The organism is Pseudomonas brassicacearum, assembly GCF_003732265.1.
In the GTDB taxonomy this organism is placed as follows: domain Bacteria; phylum Pseudomonadota; class Gammaproteobacteria; order Pseudomonadales; family Pseudomonadaceae; genus Aquipseudomonas; species Aquipseudomonas brassicacearum_D.
Genome location: NZ_MOBK01000006.1, coordinates 86583 through 112369 on the forward strand (window position 1 = coordinate 86583; position 25787 = coordinate 112369).

Annotated in this window: 24 protein-coding genes; 17 read left to right on the plus strand and 7 right to left on the minus strand. The window is 58.5% G+C overall.

Going from position 1 to position 25787, the window contains the following annotated elements; genetic code table 11:
* Positions 1 to 91: 91 nt before the first annotated feature.
* On the minus strand, positions 92 to 1327 hold the full coding sequence (locus tag BK660_RS13055; protein ID WP_123433636.1) for a transporter associated domain-containing protein: 1236 nt from the start codon (positions 1325 to 1327) through the stop codon (positions 92 to 94).
* Between the two features lie 12 nt (positions 1328 to 1339).
* Positions 1340 to 2152 carry a cytochrome C assembly family protein gene (locus BK660_RS13060; RefSeq protein WP_123433637.1) on the minus strand — a complete coding sequence of 271 codons (813 nt, stop codon included), beginning with the start codon at positions 2150 to 2152 and terminating at the stop codon, positions 1340 to 1342.
* Positions 2153 to 2347: 195 nt separating this feature from the next.
* Between BK660_RS13060 and ffh the strand changes: the two genes are divergently transcribed.
* The 11 genes from ffh (at position 2348) to BK660_RS13115 (ending at position 12802) form a co-directional block, all read left to right on the plus strand.
* Positions 2348 to 3724 (plus strand): signal recognition particle protein, encoded by a 1377-nt coding sequence (gene ffh, locus BK660_RS13065; RefSeq protein WP_027924907.1) that lies wholly within the window; start codon positions 2348 to 2350, stop codon positions 3722 to 3724.
* A 250-nt stretch (positions 3725 to 3974) separates the two neighbouring features.
* On the plus strand, positions 3975 to 4226 hold the full coding sequence (gene rpsP, locus BK660_RS13070; protein ID WP_045059142.1) for a 30S ribosomal protein S16: 252 nt from the start codon (positions 3975 to 3977) through the stop codon (positions 4224 to 4226).
* 5 nt (positions 4227 to 4231) lie between these two features.
* Positions 4232 to 4768: a ribosome maturation factor RimM gene (gene rimM / locus BK660_RS13075; protein ID WP_008014731.1), complete on the plus strand. Its 537-nt coding sequence runs from the start codon at positions 4232 to 4234 to the stop codon at positions 4766 to 4768.
* A complete protein-coding gene (gene trmD / locus BK660_RS13080; RefSeq protein ID WP_154503229.1) occupies positions 4750 to 5523 on the plus strand; it encodes a tRNA (guanosine(37)-N1)-methyltransferase TrmD in 774 nt (257 codons plus the stop codon). Before rimM ends, trmD begins: the two co-directional genes overlap by 19 nt.
* Before the next feature lie 45 nt (positions 5524 to 5568).
* Entirely contained in the window at positions 5569 to 5919 is a 351-nt protein-coding gene (gene rplS / locus BK660_RS13085) for a 50S ribosomal protein L19 (protein ID WP_003175895.1), read from the plus strand.
* A 141-nt stretch (positions 5920 to 6060) separates the two neighbouring features.
* Complete coding sequence (xerD, locus tag BK660_RS13090; protein ID WP_123433638.1) at positions 6061 to 6957, plus strand: site-specific tyrosine recombinase XerD; 897 nt, start codon at positions 6061 to 6063, stop codon at positions 6955 to 6957.
* Between the two features lie 275 nt (positions 6958 to 7232).
* Positions 7233 to 7964 carry a bifunctional protein-disulfide isomerase/oxidoreductase DsbC gene (dsbC, locus tag BK660_RS13095; protein WP_123433639.1) on the plus strand — a complete coding sequence of 244 codons (732 nt, stop codon included), beginning with the start codon at positions 7233 to 7235 and terminating at the stop codon, positions 7962 to 7964.
* A gap of 133 nt (positions 7965 to 8097) precedes the next feature.
* Positions 8098 to 9402 (plus strand): homoserine dehydrogenase, encoded by a 1305-nt coding sequence (locus BK660_RS13100; RefSeq protein ID WP_027924910.1) that lies wholly within the window; start codon positions 8098 to 8100, stop codon positions 9400 to 9402.
* A 66-nt stretch (positions 9403 to 9468) separates the two neighbouring features.
* Complete coding sequence (gene thrC / locus BK660_RS13105) at positions 9469 to 10878, plus strand: threonine synthase (protein WP_123433640.1); 1410 nt, start codon at positions 9469 to 9471, stop codon at positions 10876 to 10878.
* Between the two features lie 121 nt (positions 10879 to 10999).
* Positions 11000 to 12352, plus strand: a complete 1353-nt coding sequence (locus BK660_RS13110) for a transporter substrate-binding domain-containing protein (protein ID WP_123433641.1) — start codon at positions 11000 to 11002, stop codon at positions 12350 to 12352.
* A gap of 162 nt (positions 12353 to 12514) precedes the next feature.
* Positions 12515 to 12802 carry a DUF3509 domain-containing protein gene (locus tag BK660_RS13115; RefSeq protein ID WP_123433642.1) on the plus strand — a complete coding sequence of 96 codons (288 nt, stop codon included), beginning with the start codon at positions 12515 to 12517 and terminating at the stop codon, positions 12800 to 12802.
* Between the two features lie 170 nt (positions 12803 to 12972).
* Here the strand turns inward: BK660_RS13115 and BK660_RS13120 are convergent, their stop codons facing one another.
* Both BK660_RS13120 and BK660_RS13125 read right to left on the minus strand, forming a co-directional pair.
* Positions 12973 to 13899 carry a TIGR02285 family protein gene (locus BK660_RS13120; protein ID WP_123433643.1) on the minus strand — a complete coding sequence of 309 codons (927 nt, stop codon included), beginning with the start codon at positions 13897 to 13899 and terminating at the stop codon, positions 12973 to 12975.
* Positions 13880 to 15079 carry a CaiB/BaiF CoA transferase family protein gene (locus BK660_RS13125; RefSeq protein ID WP_123433644.1) on the minus strand — a complete coding sequence of 400 codons (1200 nt, stop codon included), beginning with the start codon at positions 15077 to 15079 and terminating at the stop codon, positions 13880 to 13882. The genes BK660_RS13120 and BK660_RS13125 overlap by 20 nt, the downstream gene beginning before the upstream one ends.
* Positions 15080 to 15226: 147 nt before the next feature.
* On the opposite strand from BK660_RS13125, the gene BK660_RS13130 reads away from it, so the two are divergent.
* The 3 genes from BK660_RS13130 to BK660_RS13140 all read left to right on the plus strand — a co-directional run bounded on the left by BK660_RS13130 (position 15227) and on the right by BK660_RS13140 (position 18920).
* Positions 15227 to 15769, plus strand: coding sequence for a YaeQ family protein (locus tag BK660_RS13130; protein WP_027924916.1), 543 nt, complete (start codon positions 15227 to 15229; stop codon positions 15767 to 15769).
* 55 nt (positions 15770 to 15824) lie between these two features.
* A complete protein-coding gene (gene recJ / locus BK660_RS13135; RefSeq protein WP_123433645.1) occupies positions 15825 to 17534 on the plus strand; it encodes a single-stranded-DNA-specific exonuclease RecJ in 1710 nt (569 codons plus the stop codon).
* Positions 17535 to 17813: 279 nt separating this feature from the next.
* A complete protein-coding gene (locus BK660_RS13140; protein WP_123433646.1) occupies positions 17814 to 18920 on the plus strand; it encodes an NADH:flavin oxidoreductase/NADH oxidase in 1107 nt (368 codons plus the stop codon).
* 207 nt (positions 18921 to 19127) lie between these two features.
* Here BK660_RS13140 and BK660_RS13145 read toward each other — a convergent pair whose 3' ends face one another.
* A complete protein-coding gene (locus tag BK660_RS13145) occupies positions 19128 to 20753 on the minus strand; it encodes a glucan biosynthesis protein D (RefSeq protein WP_123433647.1) in 1626 nt (541 codons plus the stop codon).
* Between the two features lie 392 nt (positions 20754 to 21145).
* Between BK660_RS13145 and BK660_RS13150 the strand changes: the two genes are divergently transcribed.
* Entirely contained in the window at positions 21146 to 21331 is a 186-nt protein-coding gene (locus tag BK660_RS13150) for a hypothetical protein (protein ID WP_027924920.1), read from the plus strand.
* Positions 21332 to 21407: 76 nt separating this feature from the next.
* Here the strand turns inward: BK660_RS13150 and BK660_RS13155 are convergent, their stop codons facing one another.
* Positions 21408 to 21917 carry a BRO-N domain-containing protein gene (locus tag BK660_RS13155; RefSeq protein ID WP_123434604.1) on the minus strand — a complete coding sequence of 170 codons (510 nt, stop codon included), beginning with the start codon at positions 21915 to 21917 and terminating at the stop codon, positions 21408 to 21410.
* Positions 21918 to 22356: 439 nt separating this feature from the next.
* On the opposite strand from BK660_RS13155, the gene BK660_RS13160 reads away from it, so the two are divergent.
* A complete protein-coding gene (locus BK660_RS13160) occupies positions 22357 to 23610 on the plus strand; it encodes an AAA family ATPase (protein ID WP_123433648.1) in 1254 nt (417 codons plus the stop codon).
* A gap of 2 nt (positions 23611 to 23612) precedes the next feature.
* The gene (locus BK660_RS13165; RefSeq protein ID WP_123433649.1) at positions 23613 to 24239 is read left to right on the plus strand and encodes an RloB family protein; all 627 of its coding nucleotides are present in this window, start codon (positions 23613 to 23615) and stop codon (positions 24237 to 24239) included.
* Between the two features lie 44 nt (positions 24240 to 24283).
* Here the strand turns inward: BK660_RS13165 and BK660_RS13170 are convergent, their stop codons facing one another.
* The gene (locus tag BK660_RS13170; protein WP_123433650.1) at positions 24284 to 25768 is read right to left on the minus strand and encodes an APC family permease; all 1485 of its coding nucleotides are present in this window, start codon (positions 25766 to 25768) and stop codon (positions 24284 to 24286) included.
* Between the last annotated feature and the right edge of the window lie 19 nt (positions 25769 to 25787).

Sequence of the window (25787 nt, forward strand, 5' to 3'; positions counted from 1 at the left end):
CGGTGTTTCAGGAAGTCCGCGTGTACAGGGTTTACGACTGCTGCGCAGCCGGACGCAGCCTTCGGCAGCTGCTACAGGGGGGGCGGGGTGATTAGAGGACGGCTGGCACCGAGCTGGTATGCCAGATCAGCACCCGCGTGACGCGGTTATCTTCGGTTTCCAGAATCTCCAGGCGATAGCGACCGATCTTCAGGCATACCGCGCTGTCCGGAATGGTTTCCAGGGCTTCGGTCACCAACCCGTTAAGGGTTTTCGGACCATCGCTGGGCAGATGCCAGCCGAGGCTCTTGTTCAGATCGCGAATCGACGCCGCCCCATCGATCACCAGGCGCCCGTCGGCCTGGGGATGGATGTGCGGATTGTCCAGACTGTGCTGGCTTTCGAACTCGCCGACGATTTCTTCAAGGATGTCTTCCAGGGTGACAATGCCGAGCACTTCGCCGTACTCGTCGACCACCATGCCCAAGCGCCGCTGCTGCTTGTGGAAATTCAGTAGTTGCAGTTGCAGCGGGGTGCTTTCCGGGACGAAATACGGGTCATGACTGGCCGCCATCAGCGCTTCCATGGTCAGGCTGGCATCCGCCAGCAAATGACGGATGTGCCGGGTATTGAGCACCGCCTCGACCTGGTTGATGTCGCTGTGGAAGACCGGCAGGCGCGTGCGCTTGTTGTGGCGCAATTGCTCGATGATTTCTTCAATTGGATCGTCGAGGTTGATGCCGTCGACGTCACTGCGCGGCACCAGAATGTCGTTGACCGTGATGTTGTCCAGCGCGTGGATCCCGGACAGCGGGTGCGGGCGGCAGACACTCTGGTCGTGATCGTCGTGGCGATCCCCGGGTATTTCGTCTTCGCTCTGCTGCACCACTTTGACTTTGCGGGCGAACGGTCGCATCAGCAACTGGCTGATGGCGTTGAGCAGCCAGGCGGCCGGGTAGATGATTTTCAGAGGAACACCGAGCAAGGTGTTGCCCAGGTTCAGCACGGCGTCAGGGTAACGAGAGGCGAAGGTGCGCGGCAGGTAGTCGGCGAATATCAGCAGCGCGGCGCCGGCGCCAATGCAGGCAGCCCACGGACCATTGGCCGACCAGGTGAAGATCGCCAGCAAGGTGCTGATGACCATGACCAGCGCCCGGCACAAGGTATTGCAGAAGATCAGGCTATTGAGCGGAAAGCTCAGCTTCGCCACCGGTTTGTCGCTCGAACGCGAGGCGGTGCGCTGGGCCAGCAAATGCTGTTGTGCCACTTCAATGGCGGTAAACAGCCCCGACCATAAAATCAGCAGGACCAATACCGCGAGCATCGGCCCTATGGGCAAGTCGTCCATTAATGCCGCTCGTCAGATATGCAGGATGTATTCACGAACCAGCTTGCTGCCAAAATACGCCAGCATCAGCAGGCAGAAACCGGCGAGGGTCCAGCGAATCGCCTTGTGTCCACGCCAGCCGAGGCGGTTACGGCCCCATAGCAGCACGCTGAAGACAATCCAGGCCAGGCACGCCAGCAAGGTTTTATGCACCAGATGCTGGGCGAACAGGTTGTCGACAAACAGCCAGCCGGAGATCAATGACAACGATAGCAGGGTCCAGCCGGCCCAGAGGAAACCGAACAACAGGCTTTCCATGGTTTGCAGCGGCGGGAAGTTCTTGATCAGCCCTGAAGGATGCTTGTGCTTGAGCTGGTGGTCTTGAACCAGCAGCAGCAACGCCTGGAACACGGCGATGGTGAACATGCCGTAAGCGAGGATCGACAAGAGGATGTGGGCGAGGATGCCCGGTTCTTCGTCGATGATCTGCACGGTTCCGGCGGGCGCAAACTGCGCCAGCAGCACGGTCGCGGCCCCCAATGGGAACAGCAATATGAGCAGGTTTTCCACCGGGATCCGCGAGCAAGCCAGCAGGGTCAATGCGATGACAGCTGCGGCAATCAGGCTGGCGGCGCTGAAAAAGTCCAGGCCCAGGCCGATCGGCGTCAGGAGATGGGTAAGCAGGCTGGCGCTGTGGGCCAGTACCGCCAGCACGCCAAGCGTGACCAGCAGGCGCTTGTTCGCCTTGGCGCCGGTGGCCAGACGAGAGCCCTGATAAAGAGTCGCAGCGGCATATAAGCAGGCGGCGGCGAGGGTGGTAAGCAAACTGGGTGACAAGGGGAGCATAAATCCTGTTAGGCAAGCCCGAAAGGCGCTGAGTTTGGCATAGAACCCCCGCCGCACGAAAGTGTGAGGTGTCCGCCAGACGCAGTCTTCGCTATAATCCGCGACCTGCCCACGCCGCAGGCTCGCCGAGCACATGTTTATTCCGGTCTGGGCCGCCATTATCCCGGTCTACACAGGGCCTGAAAGGATCGCGCAATGTTTGAAAACTTAACCGACCGTCTCTCGCAGACGCTGCGCCATGTCACCGGCAAGGCCAAGCTGACCGAGGACAACATCAAAGACACCCTGCGCGAAGTGCGCATGGCGTTGCTCGAAGCCGACGTCGCCTTGCCAGTGGTCAAAGACTTCGTCAATTCGGTCAAGGAGCGCGCTGTCGGCACCGAGGTGTCGCGCAGCCTGACGCCGGGCCAGGCCTTTGTGAAGATCGTCCAGGCCGAGCTCGAAAGCCTGATGGGCGCGGCCAACGAAGACCTGAACCTGAGCGCCGTTCCACCGGCCGTGATCCTGATGGCCGGTTTGCAGGGCGCGGGTAAAACCACCACCGCCGGCAAGCTGGCGCGCTTTCTTAAAGAGCGCAAGAAGAAGTCGGTCATGGTCGTGTCCGCGGACGTTTACCGTCCAGCGGCGATCAAACAGCTGGAAATGCTGGCCGGTGAAGTCGGTGTCACCTTCTTCCCGTCCGACCTGAGCCAGAAGCCGGTCGACATCGCGCAGGCGGCTATTAAAGAAGCAAAACTGAAATTCATCGACGTGGTCATCGTCGACACCGCCGGTCGTCTGCACATCGACGAAGAGATGATGGGCGAGATCAAGGCGCTGCACGCCGCGATCAACCCGGTCGAAACCCTGTTCGTGGTTGACGCCATGACCGGCCAGGACGCCGCCAACACCGCCAAGGCGTTTGGTGATGCACTGCCGCTGACCGGCGTGATCCTGACCAAGGTCGACGGCGATGCCCGTGGCGGTGCTGCCCTGTCGGTTCGCGCCATCACCGGCAAGCCGATCAAGTTCATCGGTATGGGCGAGAAGAGCGACGCGCTAGATCCGTTCCACCCTGAGCGTATTGCTTCGCGCATCCTCGGCATGGGCGACGTGCTAAGCCTGATCGAACAGGCCGAAGCGACCCTCGACAAGGACAAGGCCGACAAGCTGGCCAAGAAACTGAAGAAGGGCAAGGGCTTCGACCTCGAAGACTTCCGCGATCAGTTGCAACAAATGAAGAACATGGGCGGCCTCGGCGGCCTCATGGACAAACTGCCGAACATCGGTGGCGTGAACCTGGCGCAGATGGGCAATGCCCAGGGTGCGGCAGAAAAGCAATTCAAGCAGATGGAAGCCATCATCAACTCCATGACCCCGGCCGAGCGCCGCGACCCTGAGATGATCAGCGGTTCGCGCAAGCGCCGGATTGCCATGGGTTCCGGCACTCAAGTGCAGGACATTGGTCGCTTGATCAAGCAACACAAGCAGATGCAGAAGATGATGAAGAAATTCTCCGCGAAAGGCGGAATGGCCAAAATGATGCGCGGCATGGGCGGTATGTTGCCCGGCGGCGGCATGCCAAAAATGTAAAGAATTCGCGCGAGGGCTTGCTCTTGCGCATCCCCACACGGAAGTGGGATCTCCAGCAAACCCGCACTTGGCGGGAGCTGACTGGCCGTTTTCAACGACGGCTCTATAGCAAATCTGGATGGCGTCCGATAGGCCGCCGGAAAAAGACATTTGCAAAAGTCCGGATATTCCTTAGAATATGCGGCCTTTCGGGCACCTATGCCCGCTGTGCCTTTAGATTTGCAGCACCGACTACAGGAACGATGTTCACATGCTAACAATCCGTCTTGCCCTTGGCGGCTCCAAAAAGCGCCCGTTTTACCACTTGACCGTAACCGACAGCCGCAACCCGCGCGACGGTTCGCACAAGGAACAGGTTGGTTTCTTCAACCCTGTTGCTCGTGGTCAAGAAGTCCGTCTGTCCGTGAACCAAGAGCGCGTAGCCTACTGGCTGAGCGTTGGTGCACAACCTTCTGAGCGTGTTGCTCAGTTGTTGAAGGACTCGGCTAAGGCTGCGGCCTGAGCAATATGAACGCGACGCCAGCTGTTGCTGATGATTTGATCGTTATCGGCAAAATTTATTCGGTTCATGGCGTTCGCGGCGAAGTGAAGGTGTATTCCTTTACTGATCCGACAGAAAACCTGTTGCAGTACAAAACCTGGACGCTCAAGCGCGAAGGCAATGTGAAACAGGTCGAGCTGGTCAGCGGACGTGGGAACGACAAGTTCCTGGTCGCGAAGCTCAAGGGTCTTGATGATCGTGAAGAAGCTCGTCTTCTGGCCGGTTACGAGATCTGTGTGCCGCGCAACCTGTTCCCTGAATTGACCGACGGCGAGTACTACTGGTACCAGCTGGAAGGTCTGAAGGTTATTGATCAACTCGGGCAATTGCTCGGGAAAATCGATCATCTTCTGGAAACCGGCGCCAATGATGTAATGGTGGTCAAGCCTTGCGCTGGCAGCCTGGATGATCGCGAGCGCCTGTTGCCCTATACGGAGCAATGCGTGTTGGCCGTCGACCTTGCCGCAGGCGAGATGAAGGTGGAATGGGATGCGGACTTCTAAGCGTGGCTAACTTGCGCGTAGAAGTGATCAGTTTGTTTCCCGAGATGTTCTCCGCCATCAGCGAGTACGGCATCACCAGTCGGGCGGTGAAACAGGGGCTCTTGCAGCTCACCTGTTGGAACCCGCGAGACTACACGACGGATCGACATCACACTGTGGATGATCGCCCATTTGGCGGTGGTCCGGGCATGGTGATGAAGATCAAGCCCCTGGAAGATGCTCTGGTTCAGGCCAAGGCAGCAGCCGGGGAGGCGGCGAAGGTAATTTACCTGTCCCCCCAAGGCCGTCAACTGACTCAGTCGGCGGTGCGCGAGTTGGCGAATCTGGATGCATTGATCCTGATTGCCGGCCGCTATGAAGGCATTGACGAGCGATTTATTGAAGCTCATGTCGATGAAGAGTGGTCGATTGGCGACTATGTACTGTCTGGCGGCGAGCTGCCGGCGATGGTCCTGATCGATGCGGTTACACGACTGCTGCCTGGAGCTTTAGGGCATGCGGACTCCGCCGAGGAAGATTCCTTTACGGATGGTTTGCTGGATTGCCCGCACTACACCCGACCGGAGGTGTATGCGGATCAGCGTGTTCCCGACGTGTTGCTAAGTGGCAATCACGCGCATATCCGGCGTTGGCGTTTACAGCAGTCCCTTGGTAGGACCTTTGAACGACGCGCCGATCTTCTGGAAAGCCGCTCGCTTTCTGGAGAAGAGAAGAAGCTGCTCGAGGAATACATCCGCGAGCGGGACGATAGTTAACAACGTATCGATGGTAGATCCGACGATTTACCTTAGGAGCACAGCATGACTAACAAAATCATCCTTGCACTCGAAGCAGAGCAGATGACCAAAGAGATCCCTACCTTTGCCCCGGGCGACACCATTGTCGTTCAGGTGAAAGTGAAGGAAGGCGACCGTTCGCGTCTGCAAGCGTTCGAAGGTGTTGTTATCGCCAAGCGTAACCGCGGCGTAAACAGTGCATTCACCGTTCGTAAAATCTCCAACGGTGTTGGCGTAGAGCGTACTTTCCAGACCTACAGCCCGCAAATCGACAGCATGGCCGTTAAACGTCGCGGTGACGTACGTAAAGCCAAGCTGTACTACCTGCGTGACCTGTCCGGTAAAGCAGCTCGCATCAAGGAAAAACTGGCTTAAGTCCAGCTTCCGATGCAGAAAAAAGCAGCCTTCGGGCTGCTTTTTTGTTGCCTGCGATTTATGCCGGCAATGGTTCCGCGAGTGCGCGAGCCATGAAAGACTGTCCACCACTTTTTGGTTACCTGCCTTGCCTGAGTCTTTATGCCTGCCATTGATCATCCCCTGATAGACCAATTCCTCGACGCCCTGTGGCTGGAGAAAGGTCTTTCCGACAACACCCGCGATGCCTATCGCAGTGACCTGGCCCTGTTCAACGGCTGGTTGCAGGAGAAGGGCCTGGAGTTGGTCAATGCCGGTCGCGAGTTGATCCTTGATCACCTGGCCTGGCGCCTGGAGCAGAACTACAAACCCCGTTCCACCGCGCGATTTCTCTCGGGTGTGCGTGGCTTTTATCGCTACCTGCTGCGGGAAAAACTGATCGCCGTCGACCCGACCCTGCGCGTCGACATGCCTCAGTTGGGCAGGCCGTTGCCAAAATCCTTGTCGGAAGCCGACGTCGAAGCCTTGCTCAAGGCCCCGGATTTGAGCGAAGCCATCGGCCAGCGTGACCGCGCCATGCTTGAAGTGCTTTACGCCTGTGGCTTGCGAGTGACGGAGCTGATCAGCCTGACGCTGGAACAGGTCAACCTGCGTCAGGGTGTGCTCAGGGTGATGGGCAAGGGCAGCAAGGAGCGACTGGTGCCGATGGGGGAGGAGGCGATTGTCTGGGTCGAACGCTACATGCGCGACGCCCGTGGCGAACTGCTCAGTGGTCGTCCCAGCGATGTGTTGTTTCCCAGCCAGCGCGGTGAGCAGATGACCCGCCAGACGTTCTGGCACCGCATCAAGCACCAGGCCAAGGTCGCCGGGATCGGCAAGTCGCTGTCGCCGCACACCTTGCGCCATGCCTTCGCCACGCACCTGCTCAACCACGGCGCCGACCTGCGTGTGGTGCAAATGCTGCTCGGCCACAGCGATTTGTCGACGACCCAGATTTACACCCACGTCGCCCGGGCGCGCTTGCAAGACCTGCACGCCAAACATCACCCGCGTGGTTGAGTTGATACGGTTTTTCAATGGAATACCAACCTGTGGCGAGGGGGCTTGTCGGAACGCCGCACCGCCCCGTTCGGTTGCGAAGCAGCCCCATCCTGGCGATTTCTACCTGGAAAATAGACCGCAAGACGACTGCTACGCAGCCGAACGGGGGCAAGCCCCCTCGCCACAACGACCTTATGTGGTAGGCTTTGCCGGTTTGCACGATGGGCGGTTATGACCCGGTGTTTCGGCACGGGCGTTCTGATCGTCCCATTTGTCCGCCTTCAGGAGTTCTCATGCGTCTGACCCAGATTTTCGCCGCCGCCGCCATTGCGTTGGTCAGCACCTTTGCCGTCGCCGATGACGCGGCCGACAAAGCCATTCGTAAAAGCCTGGAAAACCTCCAGCTCGAAGTACCGGTAGAAAGCATTTCCGCCAGTCCGCTGCCAGGGATGTACGAAGTCAAACTCAAAGGCAGCCGTGTGCTCTACGCCAGCGCCGACGGCCAGTACGTCGTTCAGGGTTATCTGTTCCAGCTCAAGGACGGCAAGCCGGTCAACCTGACCGAGAAAACCGAGCGCCTGGGCATTTCCAAGCTGGTCAACGACATTCCGGTTGCGGAAACCGTGGTCTACCCGGCCATCGGCGAGACCAAATCGCACATCACCGTGTTCACCGACACCACCTGCCCGTACTGCCACAAACTGCACGCCGAAGTGCCTGAGCTGAACAAGCGCGGCATCGAAGTGCGCTACGTCGCGTTCCCGCGCCAGGGCCTGGGCTCGCCGGGTGACGAGCAACTGCAAGCGGTCTGGTGCTCCAAGGACAAGAAAGCGGCCATGGACAAAATGGTCGACGGCAAGGAAATCAAGGCCGCCAAGTGCGATAACCCGGTTTCCAAGCAGTTTGCCCTTGGTCAGTCGATCGGCGTGAACGGCACACCGGCCATCGTTTTGGCCGACGGTCAGGTCATTCCGGGCTACCAGCCTGCGCCACAAGTCGCCAAACTGGCACTGGGCGCGAAGTAAATTCGCATCGTCACGGTCAGCCATTGACGATCGTGGTCCGGCAGCGTCATCGCCGGGCCATTAATAGAGAACCGCGAGCACGCGGTTGTTTTCACGGCCGACCTTGAGTCGGCCGTTTTATGGGGAGTTCACAGTGAAACCGGTCAAAGTAGGCATCTGTGGGTTAGGAACCGTCGGTGGCGGTACCTTCAACGTACTTCAGCGCAACGCCGAGGAAATTGCTCGTCGTGCCGGGCGTGGAATCGAAGTGGCACAAATTGCCATGCGCACGCCAAAGCCTCAGTTCCAGACGACCGGTATTGCGATTACCAACGATGTCTTCGAAGTGGCCACGAACCCTGAGATCGACATCGTAATAGAGCTGATGGGCGGCTACACCGTTGCCCGCGAGCTGGTACTCAAGGCCATCGAGAATGGCAAGCATGTGGTCACCGCGAACAAGGCACTGATTGCCGTTCACGGTAATGAAATTTTCGCCAAGGCTCGCGAGAAAGGCGTGATCGTGGCGTTTGAAGCGGCTGTGGCCGGCGGCATTCCGGTGATCAAGGCGATCCGTGAAGGCCTGTCCGCCAACCGCATCAACTGGGTTGCCGGCATCATCAATGGCACCGGCAACTTCATCCTTACCGAAATGCGTGAGAAAGGTCGCACCTTCGAAGACGTGCTGGCCGAGGCGCAAGCCCTGGGCTACGCCGAAGCCGATCCGACCTTCGACGTAGAAGGCATCGACGCGGCTCACAAGCTGACGATCCTGGCGTCCATTGCGTTCGGTATCCCGCTGCAGTTCGACAAGGCTTACACCGAAGGCATCACCAAGTTGACCACCGCTGACGTGAACTACGCCGAAGCGCTGGGCTACCGCATCAAGCACCTCGGCGTGGCTCGCAGCACTGCGGCCGGTATCGAGTTGCGCGTGCACCCGACGCTGATCCCGGCTGATCGTTTGATCGCCAACGTCAATGGCGTGATGAACGCCGTCATGGTCAACGGCGATGCTGCCGGTTCGACGCTGTTCTACGGCGCTGGCGCTGGCATGGAGCCAACCGCTTCGTCGGTGATCGCCGACCTGGTGGACGTGGTTCGCGCCATGACCTCCGACCCGGAAAACCGCGTACCGCATTTGGCCTTCCAGCCGGATTCGCTGTCGGCGCACCCGATCCTGCCGATCGAAGCCTGCGAAAGCGCCTACTACCTGCGCATTCAGGCCAAGGACCATCCGGGCGTGTTGGCCCAGGTGGCGAGCATCCTGTCGGAGCGCGGCATCAACATCGAATCGATCATGCAGAAAGAAGTAGAAGAGCATGACGGTCTGGTGCCGATGATCCTGCTGACGCACCGTGTGCTGGAACAGCACATGAACGACGCGATTGCCGCCCTTGAAGCGTTGACCGGTGTGGTCGGTCCGGTTGTACGGATCCGCGTCGAGCACCTGAACTAAGCCGTTATCGTTCACCGGGCCTGCGTGCGGGCCCGGGTTTGCGAACACTGTCTATTGGAGCCAGTCATGCGTTATATCAGTACCCGCGGCCAGGCACCGGCCCTGAATTTCGAAGACGTCCTGCTGGCCGGACTCGCCACCGACGGCGGTCTGTACGTCCCGGAGAACCTGCCACGTTTCACCCAGGAAGAAATCGCTTCGTGGGCCGGCCTGCCGTATCACGAGCTGGCTTTCCGGGTGATGCGCCCGTTCGTCACCGGCAGCATCCCGGACGCCGATTTCAAAAAGATCCTCGAAGAAACGTACGGTGTGTTCTCTCACAACGCGGTGGCACCGTTGCGTCAGCTGAACGGCAACGAATGGGTCCTGGAGCTGTTCCACGGCCCGACCCTGGCGTTTAAAGACTTCGCCCTGCAACTGCTCGGTCGTTTGCTCGACTACGTGCTGGAAAAGCGCGGTGAGCGCGTGGTGATTGTCGGCGCCACCTCCGGTGATACCGGTTCGGCCGCCATCGAAGGCTGCAAGCACTGCGAAAACGTCGACATCTTCATCCTGCACCCGCACAACCGTGTGTCCGAAGTGCAGCGTCGCCAGATGACCACCCTCTTCGGCGAGAACATCCACAACATCGCCATCGAAGGCAACTTCGATGACTGCCAGGAAATGGTCAAGGCGAGCTTCGCCGACCAGAGCTTCCTCAAAGGCACGCGCCTGGTCGCGGTGAACTCGATCAACTGGGCGCGGATCATGGCCCAGATCGTTTACTACTTCCACGCCTCGCTGCAATTGGGTGGCCCGGCGCGTTCGGTGTCGTTCTCGGTGCCGACCGGCAACTTCGGCGACATCTTCGCCGGTTACCTGGCGCGCAACATGGGCCTGCCGATCAACCAGTTGATCGTCGCCACCAACCGCAACGACATCCTGCACCGCTTCATGAGCGGCAACCAGTACGTCAAGGAAACCCTGCACGCCACGCTGTCGCCGTCGATGGACATCATGGTCTCGTCGAACTTCGAGCGTCTGCTGTTCGACCTCCACGGTCGCAACGGCGCAGCGATTGCCGGGTTGATGGACAGCTTCAAGCAGGGTGGCGGTTTCAGCGTCGAACAGGAACGCTGGACCGAAGCCCGCAAGCTGTTCGATTCCCTGGCCGTGGATGACGCACAAACCTGCGAAACCATCGCCGAAGTGTACGAGCAAACCGGCGAGCTGCTGGACCCGCACACGGCCATCGGCGTGAAGGCCGCGCGCGAGTGCCGTCGCAGCCTGGACATTCCAATGGTGATCCTCGGCACGGCCCATCCGGTCAAATTCCCGGATGCCGTGCAGAAAGCCGGTGTAGGAAAAGCGCTTGAACTCCCTACACATCTTTCTGATTTGTTTGAGAGAGATGAGCGTTGCACCGTGTTGCCAAACGACCTGAAAGCCGTGCAGGCCTTTGTCAGTCAGCATGGCAACCGTGGCAAGCCGTTGTAAGCGGTAAAAGCTGTCACATTTTGAAGCCCGTCTCCTGACGGGCTTTCTCATTTCTGCGTGCCACACTTATTGCGTTTTCGCCCCATGAAGGACGGGCGAGTTGATCGCGAAGGAAGTGGTAATGCAGTTTTTCATAAGGCTCGGACCAGCCGTGTGCTGGATGTTTTTAGTCAGTGTCATGGGCTTTACCCAAACGGCGCTGGCAGCGCAATGGGTGAATTCCGAGGCGAAGGAGGCGGTTGTCGCTGCGGCGATCAAACTCGACGCAGAGGAGTTGCGATGGATTGCCGAGTACCCGCAAGTCACCGTTGCATCCGTGCAGTACCCGTTGTATCTGTTCAAGGATGAGCACGGCCAATGGAATGGCTTGAACAACGATTTGCTCAATCGCATCAGCGTCATGACGGGCTTGAAGTTTGTTCACGAAGAATCGTTTTCCACCGATCAGATGCTCGGGCGTCTGGAAAGCGGCGCGGCGGACATGAGCACGACACTGGCGATGAATGGCGAACGCAAAGGATTTCTGGATTTCAGTCATGCATTCGGTGGTGCTGGCTGGGTGTTCGTCGGGCGGGCAGAAGAGCCTCTGGTGCAGTCCCTCGAGCAGTTGTCGAAGAAAGTCCTGGTGTTGCCGACCCGGCATGCACTCGAAGGTACGATTCGCCACGACTATCCGGCGATCGAACTGCGCTCGGTCAAGACCTATGCCGAAGCCAGGGCATTGGTTGAAAGTGGTGAAGCCTTTGCCACCATCGAAAATGAAATCGGCGCGCAGCTTTATCCGCTGGGGCGACTCAAGGTCGGGCGTGCCGTGGAGGGCAAATGGGAGGCCGATCATCTGGCGGTACGCAAAGGTCAGTCGCCGTTGCTGAGCATCCTCAACAAGGCGCTTGAGGCCTTCCCACCTGCCGAGTTGCGGGCCATTCGCTTGAAGTGGCTTGGCGGAATCGGATCAATGAAGACTCCCTCCCTCTGGCAGCGGCTTAGCCCTTGGGGTTGTTGGGGAGTGATTGTCGTCGGTCTTTTTGGTCTGCTTTCATTGCTCTGGAACCGACGCCTTGCCGGCTTGAACCAGCGACGCCTGACTGACCAGAAAAACCTCAACGATCAACTCGCCTTCCAGCATGCCTTGATGGATGCCATGCCCGATCCGGTGTTTGTACGTGATTTGCAAGGGCGTTTGATCATGTGCAACAAAAGTTATGAAGAGAGTCTGTCGACCCGTTTCGACCAGATTCAGGGGCGACAGTTGATCGAACTCGATCTCTTGCCCAAAGCGACTGCAGAACGCTTGCATGCAGAGTTCATCACCCTGTTGAGTACACGCAAGCCCCGGTTCAGTGAGCGTCAATTGGAGTTCAAGAACGGTGTCAGGGATATCTATCAGTGGACGGTGCCGTTCTACAGTGGCGATGGCCAATTGCGCGGTCTGCTCGGAGGCTGGACGGATCTGGACCGGCGGCGGGGCGAGTGAGACGGCTGTTTTTTGCCTGTCATCTTTGCCGTGCATGCTCTATCAACCAGAGGCGCCGATGCGCCTGCACCTGGAATCCAGAACTTTCTTCTCGGGCCAGTGGTCATTTACTGTGAGCACGCCCCAGGCACTTTGTTTTCGGACTATTGAGTGGTGATCGAGATGGAAAGTATCAGTCTATTGCTCGGTGAGGCGCTGAGCCCGTATCAGGTCACGCTGACCCCGTCGGGTGCCCATGGCGAATGCCTGGTGACGCTGAAGAATGCCGCCGGCGCGATGGTGGTGGAACGAGCCTTCAATCAGGCTCAGTTGACCGACAAGCGTCAGCTGACCGATGTCGTCGACGGCTTGCACCGCGACGTGCTCATTGCCGAAGGACGGCTGGAGCCCTGTGTCATCGCGGCGTTGCGCAATGTGGCCCAGGAGAAAATGCTGGCTCGCAGAAATTGACGTGATTGTTGTGGGAACCTTCCTGCGCTTAAGTCAGTCAGACCATGTAACAGCAGGATCAAGCATTGTGCTCCGGTGCTTGTAGCTTGCTGCTACGGGTCTTTATGTAGACCACGTTTAACCCCGAGTCGTCTCCCCACTTCTCGGGGTTTCTTTTTGCCCGCGATTTGTCAGTGCTCGGCCTGATGCTCGAAAAACGCCTTGGTTTCTGTCAGGTAATCCTTTCGCCTTTCGGGATCGAGCCAGTCGGCGTACAGCTGATCCAGCCGCTCGCGAGGCAGCGTACGCAATAGCTGATTTATTTCGTTGATCGCCTGTCGGCCCTGGGCTGTGTTGGAGCAACCGATGTGCCCGGACAGATATTTGCCCGTGCCTTTGATCGGATAAAACTTCAGCTCGTCATCGGACATGTGTTCTTGACGAGCCAGGTAGCGAATTTCTGGCCAGTAACCCAGCACCACCTGCAATCGTCCCAGACGTTGCATTTGCAACAGGCTGCCGAGCGCGTCGTTACCGTAGTGAGGCATCAGAGCACCGACCGGTGCCTGTTTTAGCAATGTATCGAGGACTTGTCCGTAACTGCGCTCGGCCACCACTCCGACTTTCTTGCCACTGCCGGCCAGCAGCGCCGCCAGATCGACTTCACCGTCGATCAGAAAGGGTTCCAGCACCGATCGATCTTCCTTGCGAACAACAAGGCCATTGCTCACGGCGCGGAAGGCCGGTATCGAAAACGCAATCCACTGTTCCCGCTCCTTGGTCCAGACAAGCGAGGGATCACACGTAAACGACGCTTCGTGGAGCATTTGCATGCCGCGGGCGCGGTTGACCCGCATCAGGGTATGTTCGTACTGCGGCATGCCGGCGATTAATATCGGCAGCATCTGATCGATAATCCCCTGACCTTTTTTCGGTCCCTCGAAGATCATCACTGGCGGTATATCGCGCAGCAACCAGATCAGCGTCTCTTTAGGTTGCGCCGAGGCAGGTGAGGCCAACCCGGCCAATAGCCAGAAAGCCGCCATTGCGCACCCGTTGCGGGGGGCGTGGAGGGCTGATGAAAGCAGGCGCTTCAGCTTAGATGGCCCCGTCTTCACGCAGCTTTGCGATCTGTTCGTTGTCGTAACCAAGATCGTTCAGTACCTGCGCATTGTGTTCGCCCAACTGCGGCCCGACCCATTCCGAAGTGCCAGGTGTCTCTGAGAGTTTCGGCACAATGCCCGGCATCTTGAAATCTTTACCACCCGGAAGCTTGGCCTGCAGGAACATTTCCCGGGCCAGGTACTGCGGATCGCTGAACATGTCTTCGGCACTGAAGATCCGGCTGGCCGGCACGTCAGCCTGATTCAGCTGTTCGATGATCGTGTCCAGAGGCAGTGAATTGACCCAACGGTCGATCACCCCGTAAATCTCGTCGCGACGGCTGTCACGTCCGTCGTTGCTGGCCAGTACCGGGTCATTGGCCAGGTCTTCGCGGCCGATGACCAGCATGAACCGTTTGAAAATCGCATCACCGTTGGCGCCGATTTGCACATGTTTGCCATCGGCGCTGGTGTGGATCGAGGAGGGGGTGATGCCCGGCATGATGTTGCCGGTGCGTTCGCGAATGAAACCAAACACATCGAACTCCGGCACCATGCTTTCCATCATCGCGAAGATCGCTTCGTACAACGCCACGTCGACCACTTGGCCGAGCCCGCCGTTCACTTCGCGATGACGCAGGGCCATCAGTGCGCCGATCACGCCCCAGAGCGCCGCAATCGAGTCACCGATGGAAATCCCGGTGCGCACCGGCGGGCGGTCCTCGAAACCGGTGATGTAGCGCAGGCCACCCATGGACTCACCGACCGCGCCGAAACCTGGCTGGTCCTTCATCGGCCCGGTCTGACCAAAACCGGAAAGACGCACCATCACCAGCTTCGGGTTCAGCGCGTGCAGGACTTCCCAGCCCAGGCCGAGTTTTTCCAGCACTCCGGGGCGAAAATTCTCGATCAGGATGTCCGCTTCACCGAGCAGTTTTTTCAGAATCGCCAGGCCGTCCGGGTGTTTCAGGTTCAGGGTCAGGGACTTTTTGTTGCGCGCCTGGACGAACCACCACAGCGAGGTGCCTTCGTACAGTTTTCGCCATTTGCGCAACGGATCGCCGCCGTCGGGGGATTCGATCTTGATCACTTCAGCGCCAAATTCACCGCAAATGCGCGAGGCAAACGGCCCGGCGATCAACGTGCCCAATTCGATGACTTTCAGACCTGAGAGCGGTTTTCCGGTGAGCGGCATGCGGGATCCTGTAGGACAAAGACTGAGCAGAGATAGCGTTTTAACATAGCCGAACGTCAGACGAGCAAGCAGAATCGCCTTCAGTTCGATGATTGCCTACAGCATCGGTTAGACTTGCCGCCTTTCCTCGTATCAAGAAGCCCGTTCATGGCCCAGCCGTCCACGACCTACAAGTTTGAACTGAACCTCACCGACCTCGACCGCAGCATCTACGAGACCGTGAAGCAGACCATCGCCCGTCACCCTTCGGAAACCGAAGAGCGCATGACCGTGCGGCTGTTGGCCTACGCCTTCTGGTACAACGAGCAGCTGTCATTCGGTCGTGGTCTGTCAGACGTGGATGAGCCTGCCCTGTGGGAAAAGAGCCTGGACGACCGCGTCCTGCACTGGATCGAAGTCGGCCAGCCAGACGCCGATCGCCTGACCTGGTGCTCGCGTCGTACCGAACGCACCAGCCTGCTGGCCTACGGCAGCCTGCGTGTCTGGGAAACCAAAGTGATCCCTGCGATCAAGAACCTGAAGAATGTGCACATTGCTGCCGTGCCTCAGGAAATCCTGGAAACCCTGGCCAAAGACATGCCACGGGTGATCAAGTGGGACGTGATGATCAGCGAAGGGACGATTTTCGTCACCGACGACCGTGGTCAGCACGAAGTCCAGTTGCAATGGCTGCAAGGCGAGCGCGGCTGATCCTGCGCTGGCAACAGACTAATCCCACGTAATCAAGAGAAGCTTCCGTCACCCCATGCGCATCGAACCTCGCCTGTTGCCCGACACCCTGCCATTCCTCGGTGATCTGCCGCCACTGCTGACCCGCCTGTACGCGGCGCGGGGCGTGCTGACCGAGGCTGAACTGGACAAGAGCCTGGCGCGGCTGATTCCGTTCCAGCAGCTCAAAGGCATCGATGCCGCCGTGGATTTGCTGGTGACGGCGCTGGAACAGCGCCAGCGCATTCTGATCGTCGGCGACTTTGACGCCGATGGCGCGACGGCCAGCACCGTGGGCGTCTTGGGCTTGCGCCTGCTGGGCGCGGCTCATGTCGACTATCTGGTGCCGAACCGGTTTGAGTACGGCTACGGCCTGACGCCGGAAATCGTCGAAGTCGCCTTGACCCGTACGCCGCAATTGCTGATCACCGTGGACAACGGTATTTCCAGTGTCGAAGGCGTCGCGGCGGCGAAAAAGGCCGGCCTCAATGTGCTGGTCACCGACCACCACTTGCCCGGCGATGAACTGCCGCTGGCCGATGCCATCGTCAATCCGAACCAGCCAGGGTGTGACTTCCCGAGCAAGGCACTGGCCGGTGTCGGCGTTATTTTTTATGTGTTGATGGCGCTTCGCGCACGTCTGCGCAGCCTCGGCTGGTACGAGAGCAAACCACAACCGAATATTGGTGAATTGCTTGACCTGGTGGCGCTGGGCAGCGTCGCCGACGTGGTGCCGCTGGATGCCAACAACCGGATTCTGGTCCATCAAGGTCTTGAACGAATTCGTGCCGGGCGCGCGCGGCCGGGGATCAAGGCGATCCTCGAAGTCGCCAAGCGTGAGCCGGCGCGCATCACCTCTACCGATCTGGGTTTCATTGTCGGCCCGCGCCTTAACGCGGCGGGGCGGCTGGATGACATGAGCCTGGGTATCGAATGCCTGCTCACCGACGACGCGGGGCTGGCGCGGGAAATGGCCGTGCAGCTGGATGGCATGAACCAGGACCGCAAATCCATCGAACAGGGCATGCAGCGCGAAGCGCTGGCGCAACTGAAGGATTTGCCGGTCGAGTCGATGCCGTTCGGTTTGTGCCTGTTCGATCCCGAGTGGCACCAGGGGGTCATCGGCATCCTCGCTTCGCGGATGAAAGAGCGCTATTTCCGTCCGACCATCGCCTTTGCCGATGCCGGCGATGGCTTGCTCAAGGGCTCGGGGCGTTCGGTTCAGGGTTTCCACATTCGTGACGCATTGAGCGTGGTGGCGGCGCAGCACCCCAACCTGATCAGCAAGTACGGCGGCCACGCCATGGCGGCAGGGCTAACGTTGCCGGAAGCGAACTTTCCGCTGTTTGCCGAGGCCTTCGACGCGGAAGTGCGTCGGCAATTGCGTGAAGAGGACCTGACCGGGCGCTTGCTGTCGGATGGCACGCTGGCGGTCGAAGAATTCCACCTCGAACTGGCCCGCGCCCTGCGTCATGCCGGTCCTTGGGGACAGCACTTCCCTGAGCCGCTGTTCCATGGCGTGTTCCAACTGGTTGAGCAGCGCGTCGTCGGTGAACGGCACCTGAAAGTGGTGCTGAAAAGCGAATGTGGCTCGGTGAAACTCGACGGTATTGCCTTCGGTATCGACCGTGATATCTGGCCGAACCCGACCATCAAGTGGGTGGAACTGGCCTACAAACTCGACCTCAACGAGTTTCGCGGTAACGAGACTGTGCAGCTGATGATTGCCCACATCGAACCGCGTTAAGCCCTTCGCGAGCAGGCTCGCTCACACAAAGTTTTTGTGAACAATGCAGAACCCATGTGGGAGCGAGCCTGCTCGCGACGGCGATATCCCTGACGCCAAATATCCCAGGAACCCTCCCTCATCCCCCGATGTCGACTAGGCTCTAAGCACTGCTTGATTATCCTTGTGACGTCTTGTCGAATTTTTACCCGCGGGGGCGGGTGCTGCGCCTTTTTCCTGTCACTCGTCGACTTTTCAAACAGAACCCTGGAGCCTGCCCACTGATTCGAGAGGTGCCCCATGAGTCTGCTGCTTGAACCCTATACCCTGCGTCAATTGACCCTGCTCAACCGTATCGCGGTCTCCCCGATGTGCCAGTACTCCAGCGTCGATGGACTGGCCAATGACTGGCACCTTGTCCACCTCGGCAGTCGTGCGGTCGGCGGCGCCGGCCTGGTATTTACCGAAGCCACGGCGGTCACCGCCGACGGGCGCATTACCGCCCAGGACCTCGGCCTGTGGACTGACGAGCAGATCGAACCCCTGCAACGCATTACCCGCTTTATCGCCGCTCAGGGCGCTGTGGCCGGCATCCAGTTGGCGCACGCCGGGCGCAAGGCCAGCACTCATCGGCCGTGGCTTGGCAAACATGGCAGCGTTAAACCCGAAGACGGCGGCTGGGTGCCGGTAGGCCCGTCGACCATTGCTTTCGACCCGCAACACACCCACCCAAGACAACTCGAAGAAAGCGAGATCACTGAGGTCGTCCAGGCCTTCGTCGCCGCTGCCCAGCGCGCATTGACCGCCGGATTCAAGGTGGTCGAAATCCACGCCGCCCACGGTTACCTGCTGCATCAGTTTCTGTCGCCACTGAGCAATCAGCGGCGCGATCAATATGGCGGTTCGTTCGAGAACCGCATCCGGCTGGTGCTGCAAGTCACCGAAGCGGTGCGTGCGGTGTGGCCTGAAGAGCTGCCGCTGTTGGTGCGGGTCTCGGCCACCGATTGGGTGGAAGACGGCTGGAACCCGGATGAAACCGTGGAACTGGCGCGACGCCTCAAAGCGCTGGGCGTGGACCTGATCGACGTGTCCTCGGGCGGGACGGCGGCCAATGCCGAAATCCCGACAGGCCCCGGTTATCAAACCCGCTTCGCCGAGCGCGTGCGCAAGGAGTCGGGCATTGCTACCGGCACGGTCGGCATGATCACCGAGCCGGCCCAGGCTGAACATATCTTGCGTACGTGCCAGGCGGACCTCATCTTCCTGGCGCGAGAACTGTTGCGCGATCCGTATTGGCCGCTGCATGCCGATGACGACCTGGGCGGGCGCAAGGCTATCTGGCCGGCGCAGTATCAGCGGGCGACGCACCGGGATCAGCCGATACATGAGTCGGATTTGCGGGACTGAGTGAGGCTGAGAAAACAAAAAGCCCCGATCGTTGTGATCGGGGCTTTTGTGTTTCTGAGCCAGTATTTTGCTGACTGTCAGGCCGCCTTCGCGAGCAAGCCCGCTCCCACATTCGATCTCCGCTGGACACAGATTATGTGTATGACCAAGTTCAAATGTGGGAGCGGGCTTGCTCGCGAAGGGGCCAGCCCATACACCCAATTACCCTCAGGTGTACTTACGCTTATCCGGCGCCGGCGGAAAGTACTGATACAACCAGGTCTCGCTCAACGTCCGGTCATTGGTCCGGATGAACAACCGCAGCTCCACCGGCGCCACGCTGTCATTGGTCGGGTACCAGTCAAAGGTAATGCGATAACCCTTGATGTCGTCCAGCACCAACACATTGAAATCCTTCACCTGCCCGTTCGAGCACGTCACCACAGGCTCGATCCCTGCGCCTTCCGGCAAGCGATCCAGACCTCCACCGGTGAAGTCCACGGCAAAGCGCCGCGCCCAGACTTCCGGGTAATGCTCGCCCGGCGCCCAGCCTTCGGTGAAGCCGCCCATGCCCGAACGGGTCGCATTGACCCGCGCCAGCGGTGTGCCGACCGGTGGCAGTGCGCTCCAGTAGAGCTTGTAGCCGTAATTCAGGGAATCACCGGCCGCGACCGGTTTTTTCGGGGTCCAGAACGCGACGATGTTATCCAGCGTCTCGCCGGTCGTAGGAATTTCCAGCAGATCGATAGAGCCTTCGCCCCACGCCGTTGTCGGTTCGACCCACAGGCTCGGACGCTTGCTGTACCAATCGACGGTGTCCTGATAGCTGGCAAACTCATGGTCGGTCTGCACCAGACCGAAACCTTTCGGATCAGTGTCGGCGAAGGCATTGAATTGCAGGGTCGCCGGGTTGTTCAGTGGGCGGCAGATCCACTCGCCGTTGCCGCGCCACATCGCCAGACGATCCGAGTCGTGGATCTGCGGGTGAATGGTGTCGCACATACGCCGCTCATGGGTGCCACAGCTGAACATGCTGGTCATCGGCGCGATGCCCAGTTGCTCGATGGCGGTACGCGCATTGACGTGGGCATCGACAGCCATGACCACCTGGCTGGCCTGGCAATCGATGTCGAAACGGTAAGCACCGGTGGCGCTCGGCGAATCCAGCAGGGCGTAGACCACGAAACGCGTGCTGTCCTTGTCCGGTGTCTCGAACCAGAACTTGGTGAAGTCCGGAAATTCCTCGCGCTTCTTGGCGTACGTATCAATCGCCAGCCCGCGCGCCGACAGACCGTACTGGCCGGTCGCGTCTACCGCACGGAAGTAACTCGCGCCGAGGAAAGACAACACATCGTGGCGGTCCAGCTCCGGGGCCTTGAACAGCTTGAACCCGGAAAACCCCAGGTCGCCTGTCAGCTGCTTGGTGTCGACCGTGGTTTTTTCATAGTTGAACAGGGAAGGGCGGAAATGCACCTCCCGCGCCTGACGCGTCTTGGGATCGACGCTGTACATGCGAACCGGCTGCTTGAACCCCATGCCGACGTGGAAAAACTGCACGTCCAGCTGACCGTTCAAATCCTTCCACAGCGAGTGATTCGCGTCGTAGCGGATCGCGTTGAAGTTCTGCGGCGTCATGGTCGCCAGCGTCGGCGGCAACACCTGCTTGGTGTCCTGATAACGGTTGCCGGCGAGCTGTTTGGCCTGAATCTTCAGCGCTTCAAAATCGAACGCCTGAGCCTCGCCATCCGCCGTACCGTTGCCCGCCCAGGCACGGCTGGCCAGCAGGCCGGTGGCCGACAAACCGGTGTAGGCCGCGATGGCCATGGACGCTTTGAGCAAATTCCTGCGATGCATAAGTACAACCTGTCGTGAGCAATCCCGCGCCGTTCCTGGCACGTGCTGGATCAAAAATAACGGTTCGGACATGCCTTCGACCAAACGCAACGGACCTTAAACAGATGCCAAATAGCTTAAACCGTTCGGTTGCTGACAAAAATTGATTGGTAGCACTTTGGCAGAGCGGCAATGAAACAAGAAATTTCGGTTAACTTTTCCGACAGTACTTTCTGATTTATAGGGCATTTCTGCTTTTTTTGACTAATTACTCTAAAAACCGCTTTTCAGCGCCGGGAATGTTCCTATTCTGTGCTCATGACCGGCTTCAGCCCTTAAGGCCGGCGACAAACAAAAAGGAGAGGGCGATGCGGTTTTTGAAGTTTTCTCGGTCTTATAGAAGGACATCGTCGATGACAAAAGTACAAGGCATCACCGAAATGTTAGGAATTCTTCCTTGCCTGGCAAGCGGCCGGCGAAGGCGCCGGCTCAGCCCGGACGAAATGAAGTTGTTGGAAAGGTATCGAGAGCTGTCGGAGAGCGACCGGATTGCGATGCGGTATCTGGTGGATGCGATGAGGACTGTTTCGCGGTTTTGAGGGTTGGAGATTAAGTTTTGTTGGAAGCCAGGGGCGGACTGTGAGGTCTGCCCCTTTTTCATTTTTCACCCTGCCTTCAACTGCAAGTGCCCAAGATCTTGAAGGGGCGTTGTACTTGCATCAGGTCAGGCATGTCCCTCCATTTGATCCAGGCTTGATGTTGCCAGTGCAGAAGAGGAACGGAGACTCCGGCCCATTGCAATGAACTCAGGCTTGGAATGTTGTCCACAGCCGCTCCCGACTCGCGCAGCGTAGGTATGACTTCGTTGCTTAGCCATTGGCGCAGGTTTCGGTTTTCCGGGACGAAATGATGTACCAGAAGGGCGTACATCCCGGATTCGCTGACCATCAACGATTCGGTGGTTTTGCCGTTCCTCAGCAACAATACCTGCTGGCGCTGATCGGGATCGAGCTTCAGGGTGAGGCGTTGATCCAGAGGACGGCCCATCAAGCGACCGAGGTCCTGGACGCAGAACCAAGCCTGGTTGGCGTGCATGAAGGTGTGAAGAAAGCGGTTGTGGCGGGTGAAGACGGTTGGGGTGAAATGAGGATGGATTTCGGACGGATTTAGCGTGTGCTCAAGAATTTTTCGACTCCATGTTGAAAAAGGAGCCGCCACTGATCCTTCGACAGATTTGGGTGGCGGACCGTGCGGCGTTCGAAGTCGGGACATTCTCGATCAACATGTAAGCCAAGAGGCCCGCGCCACACGGCCCACCATAAAGCGAAACTGAAAGGCAAAATTTGCCCCAGTTCATATGGGGGCGCGGATGCGCCATGTTGATAGTGTTCCGGCTTCGACCCCGGGTCGCTGATTTGGCAGCGACGAGGTAAAGCCTATCGCTCAGGCGCTCGCGGCGCCAAGTCTACTCTGGCGACGCGTGCCGTAGGAATGGGTGTATTAGCTTGAAGGCCCGGTCTGTAGGAATTTCCTGTTTTTGCTTGAAGTGCACCGGTGCAGCATCGCAACCCTGGTTTTTCCTATAGGTTTTTCCGCTTTCAGGAACGAACTGCAGGTTTGCTACATGTTGATCGAATTCTCTGTTTCCAACTATCGCTCCTTCCGTGACAAGCAAACCCTGTCCATGGCTGCGACGCCGCGCTTGAGCAAAAAGCGCAACCTGTTCGCGCCGCCGGTAAGTGGAGAAAAACTGCCGGACTTGTTGAAGGTAGCGGCGATCTACGGGCCAAACGCGTCTGGCAAATCTTCGCTCATTCGGGCGATGGGGATCATCGGACAGTTGCTCACAGCATTACCGTCCGCAAATGACGAACCGCTTCCGGCCTCGCCCTTTCGTTTTGATCCGCAACTCCAGCATGAACCCAGTTGTTTTGAGTACAACTTCATTCAACGCGGGCTCCGATACCGGTTTGTCCTGCGTCTGACTGCCCAGCGGATTATCGAGGAACAGCTGGTTTCATACCCCAAAGGCAAGGAAGTGCTGCTGTATCAGCGTCGTTTTTCGGAGGAGGGTGAGCAGTATGTTTTTGGAGCGCACCTTGAGGGTGGTAGAGAAGTCCACAATGCGTGGCGGCGTCTGACGAGCCCCAAAACATTGTTTATTTCGCAGGCGATAGCGAACAGTAGCGAAGAGCTGACCCAGTTGCGGGGGCCGTTTAGCTGGTTTCAGACCGGTCTACTCGTGATCGAGCAGAACAACTTCATAGGGCTGTCGGCCGCGTCCATCAGATTTCTGAAGATTGCTTCGGATCAAACCGGCAATTTGCGAGATTTTCTAAAGGACGTGGACATCCCTGTGTCCGCTATCCACCTCAACACCGAAGACGCGGAATCTGTTCAACCTGCAAAAAAACTCACGCTGAAAGAGTTCTTTGCTGCTGCCCAAAAAGACAAGATCACCCTCACGCATACGAGCCATTTAGGTAAAGCCGATTTTGACTTTTCAGAGGAGTCCGGCGGTACCAAAAATCTGATCGGTTTCTGGCTGCCCTGGTTCATGATCAATCACGCCGATGGAAGTGGGATTCTCTCTGTCGATGAGTTGGACAGCAGCCTTCACCCTTCAATCGTTGATGACCTGATTGAGAAGCACTTGGACAGTGGGCTGGATACTCAACTGATCTTTACCACCCACGACACTCATCTAATGAACGCCAAAGCACTTCGGCGCGATCAGTTCTGGATTACCGAGCGCGATGCCAACGGTGCAACCTTTCTTTATTCGGTTCACGATTTTGAAGGACGAGAAGGGGAGGATATCGAGAAACGCTACTTTGAAGGCCGTTATCGCGGATTACCGTTGATAAGGCGGGGCTGATCATGGCGCGCCCTATACGGCTGTTTGATCGAAAGGCACCCCGGTTCAGGCCTCAGCCCAAAGTGCTGATTCTCTGTGAAGACAGCAAGTCAGGAAAACGATACCTGGAAGAGGCCGCCTTTCATTTTCGCGCCAATGCTCAAGTGGAAATTGCCCACTGCGGCATCACGCATCCAAGCGGCATTGTAAAAACAGCCATCTCCCGTCAGAAAGAATTCGACAAGGTATTTTGTGCCTTGGATCGCGATACGCATTTGTGCTTTGAGCGAGCCATTGATCTGGCGGGACCGCATCCGAAAATCAAAGTCATCGCTTCATATCCCTGTTTTGAGTTTTGGCTACTTCTGCATTTCGGGTTCAATCGAAAGCCTTTCCGTGCCGTCGGCAAGCGCTCTGCAGGCGACTTGGTAGCCAAGAGTCTCAGAGAAAAGCCCAACATGGATTTGTATGAGAAGGGCGAAGATATCAACTATTTCGCCAGACTCTTGGGGGAGCCATTTCAAAGGGCAAGAGCGTTAGCGCCAAAGATTATCGAGGATGTCGCCATTAGCGGCGAAGCCAACCCAAGCACCGAAATCCATCTATTGATGGACGAGTTTGAAAGTCTCTCCAAGCCTCAACCGATTTAGCGCCATCAACCCAGCCCGCATCGCTGCGGGCTGAGCAAGTACCTTTACCGACTAACCTTCCAGGCATCCCCCGCAGGCGCAGTCCCGTGGTCATATGGCTTGGCAATCCACATGTACAACAACCCCAAGCCAATCACGATGGCCGTGCTCAGCACCATGGCGTAGTTGATGTACCACGCCGCGTCCGGCGTGCGCGGCCAGGCCATGTTGATGATCGCGCCGACGCCGTAGACCAGCGCACCGATGTTCACCAGCCAACCCCAGGCACCGAGGGTAAATTTGCCACTCGGTTTCCAGCCTTTCATGCGGGCATAGAGGGCCCCGAGGACGATCATCTGGAAGGCCAGGTAGATGCCGATCGCCGCGAAGCTGACGATGGTTGCCACCGCATCCTGCAGGAAGAAGCCGAGGATGATGATCAGCGCCGGCAGGACGCCGGAGACGAACAGTGCCGCTACCGGTACCTGAGTGGTGGGCGAGATTTTCTTCAGCAGGGAGCTGCCGATGACCATTTCATCGCGAGCGTAGGAATACAGCAGACGACTCGCCGCCGCTTGCAGGCTGATGACGCAGGAGATGAAGGAAATCATCACCACGCCCATCACTACCTTCGAACCGACCGGGCCGAAGGCGTTGTTGAGGATGGTGGTGACCGGGTCCTTGTCGGTGCCGTTAATCACGGCTTGCATGTCTGGCACGGCGAGGATCAGCGCCAGGCAGGCGAACATCGCGGCGATGCCGCCGATGTAGATGGTCATGCGCATGGCCACCGGGATTTTCTTGCTCGGGTTCGGGGTTTCTTCGGCCACATCGCCGCAGGCCTCGAAGCCGTAGTACAGGAACATCCCCGCCAGCGAAGCGGTGAGGAAGGCTGGCAAGTACGAGCCGTCGACGCTGATGTCGAAGGTGTTGAACAACACGCTGAGCGGTTGGTGACGCTCGAACACCAGCAGGTAGACGCCGACGATCACCGCGCCGACCAGTTCGCACAGGAAGCCGAACATGGCGATGCGCGCCAGCACCTTGGTGCCGCTGAGGTTGACCAGGGTGGCGAACAGCGTCAGGAACAGGGCGATGACGATGTTGGTGTTGTTGCTCGGTTCGAAGCCCATCATGGCGGCCAGGTACGGACCGGCACCGACGGCAACGGCGGCAATGGTGACGCACAGGGCGATGGAGTAGATCCAGCCGACCATCCACGCCCAGCGTTTACCCACCAAGCGGCGGGCCCACGGGTAGACGCCTCCGGAAATCGGGAATTGCGAAACCACTTCACCGAAGATCAGGCACACCAGCAACTGGCCGCAACCGACCAGCAAGTAGGCCCAGAACATTGGTGGCCCGCCCGCGGCGAGGCAGAGGCCGAAGAGGGTATAAACCCCTACAACCGGCGAGAGATAAGTGAAGCCCAGGGCGAAGTTTTCCCACAGGCTCATGCTTCGATTGAAGTTGGATGTGTAACCCAGTTTGCGTAACTGCTCGGCGTCGCTGTCGGCGACGGCTGCAGCGAGTTCGGGTGTTGTACTCATAGTGTGTCAGCTCCGGAAA

What these genes read in the sequence shown, in the direction of transcription:
- BK660_RS13055 (WP_123433636.1), bottom strand. Translation starts at nt 1,327, where the DNA reads ATGGACGACTTGCCCATAGGGCCGATGCTCGCGGTATTGGTCCTGCTG.
- BK660_RS13060 (WP_123433637.1), bottom strand. Translation starts at nt 2,152, where the DNA reads ATGCTCCCCTTGTCACCCAGTTTGCTTACCACCCTCGCCGCCGCCTGC.
- ffh (WP_027924907.1), top strand. Translation starts at nt 2,348, where the DNA reads ATGTTTGAAAACTTAACCGACCGTCTCTCGCAGACGCTGCGCCATGTC.
- rpsP (WP_045059142.1), top strand. Translation starts at nt 3,975, where the DNA reads ATGCTAACAATCCGTCTTGCCCTTGGCGGCTCCAAAAAGCGCCCGTTT.
- rimM (WP_008014731.1), top strand. Translation starts at nt 4,232, where the DNA reads ATGAACGCGACGCCAGCTGTTGCTGATGATTTGATCGTTATCGGCAAA.
- trmD (WP_154503229.1), top strand. Translation starts at nt 4,750, where the DNA reads ATGGGATGCGGACTTCTAAGCGTGGCTAACTTGCGCGTAGAAGTGATC.
- rplS (WP_003175895.1), top strand. Translation starts at nt 5,569, where the DNA reads ATGACTAACAAAATCATCCTTGCACTCGAAGCAGAGCAGATGACCAAA.
- xerD (WP_123433638.1), top strand. Translation starts at nt 6,061, where the DNA reads ATGCCTGCCATTGATCATCCCCTGATAGACCAATTCCTCGACGCCCTG.
- dsbC (WP_123433639.1), top strand. Translation starts at nt 7,233, where the DNA reads ATGCGTCTGACCCAGATTTTCGCCGCCGCCGCCATTGCGTTGGTCAGC.
- thrC (WP_123433640.1), top strand. Translation starts at nt 9,469, where the DNA reads ATGCGTTATATCAGTACCCGCGGCCAGGCACCGGCCCTGAATTTCGAA.
- BK660_RS13110 (WP_123433641.1), top strand. Translation starts at nt 11,000, where the DNA reads ATGCAGTTTTTCATAAGGCTCGGACCAGCCGTGTGCTGGATGTTTTTA.
- BK660_RS13115 (WP_123433642.1), top strand. Translation starts at nt 12,515, where the DNA reads ATGGAAAGTATCAGTCTATTGCTCGGTGAGGCGCTGAGCCCGTATCAG.
- BK660_RS13125 (WP_123433644.1), bottom strand. Translation starts at nt 15,079, where the DNA reads ATGCCGCTCACCGGAAAACCGCTCTCAGGTCTGAAAGTCATCGAATTG.
- BK660_RS13130 (WP_027924916.1), top strand. Translation starts at nt 15,227, where the DNA reads ATGGCCCAGCCGTCCACGACCTACAAGTTTGAACTGAACCTCACCGAC.
- recJ (WP_123433645.1), top strand. Translation starts at nt 15,825, where the DNA reads ATGCGCATCGAACCTCGCCTGTTGCCCGACACCCTGCCATTCCTCGGT.
- BK660_RS13140 (WP_123433646.1), top strand. Translation starts at nt 17,814, where the DNA reads ATGAGTCTGCTGCTTGAACCCTATACCCTGCGTCAATTGACCCTGCTC.
- BK660_RS13145 (WP_123433647.1), bottom strand. Translation starts at nt 20,753, where the DNA reads ATGCATCGCAGGAATTTGCTCAAAGCGTCCATGGCCATCGCGGCCTAC.
- BK660_RS13150 (WP_027924920.1), top strand. Translation starts at nt 21,146, where the DNA reads ATGACAAAAGTACAAGGCATCACCGAAATGTTAGGAATTCTTCCTTGC.
- BK660_RS13160 (WP_123433648.1), top strand. Translation starts at nt 22,357, where the DNA reads ATGTTGATCGAATTCTCTGTTTCCAACTATCGCTCCTTCCGTGACAAG.
- BK660_RS13165 (WP_123433649.1), top strand. Translation starts at nt 23,613, where the DNA reads ATGGCGCGCCCTATACGGCTGTTTGATCGAAAGGCACCCCGGTTCAGG.
- BK660_RS13170 (WP_123433650.1), bottom strand. Translation starts at nt 25,768, where the DNA reads ATGAGTACAACACCCGAACTCGCTGCAGCCGTCGCCGACAGCGACGCC.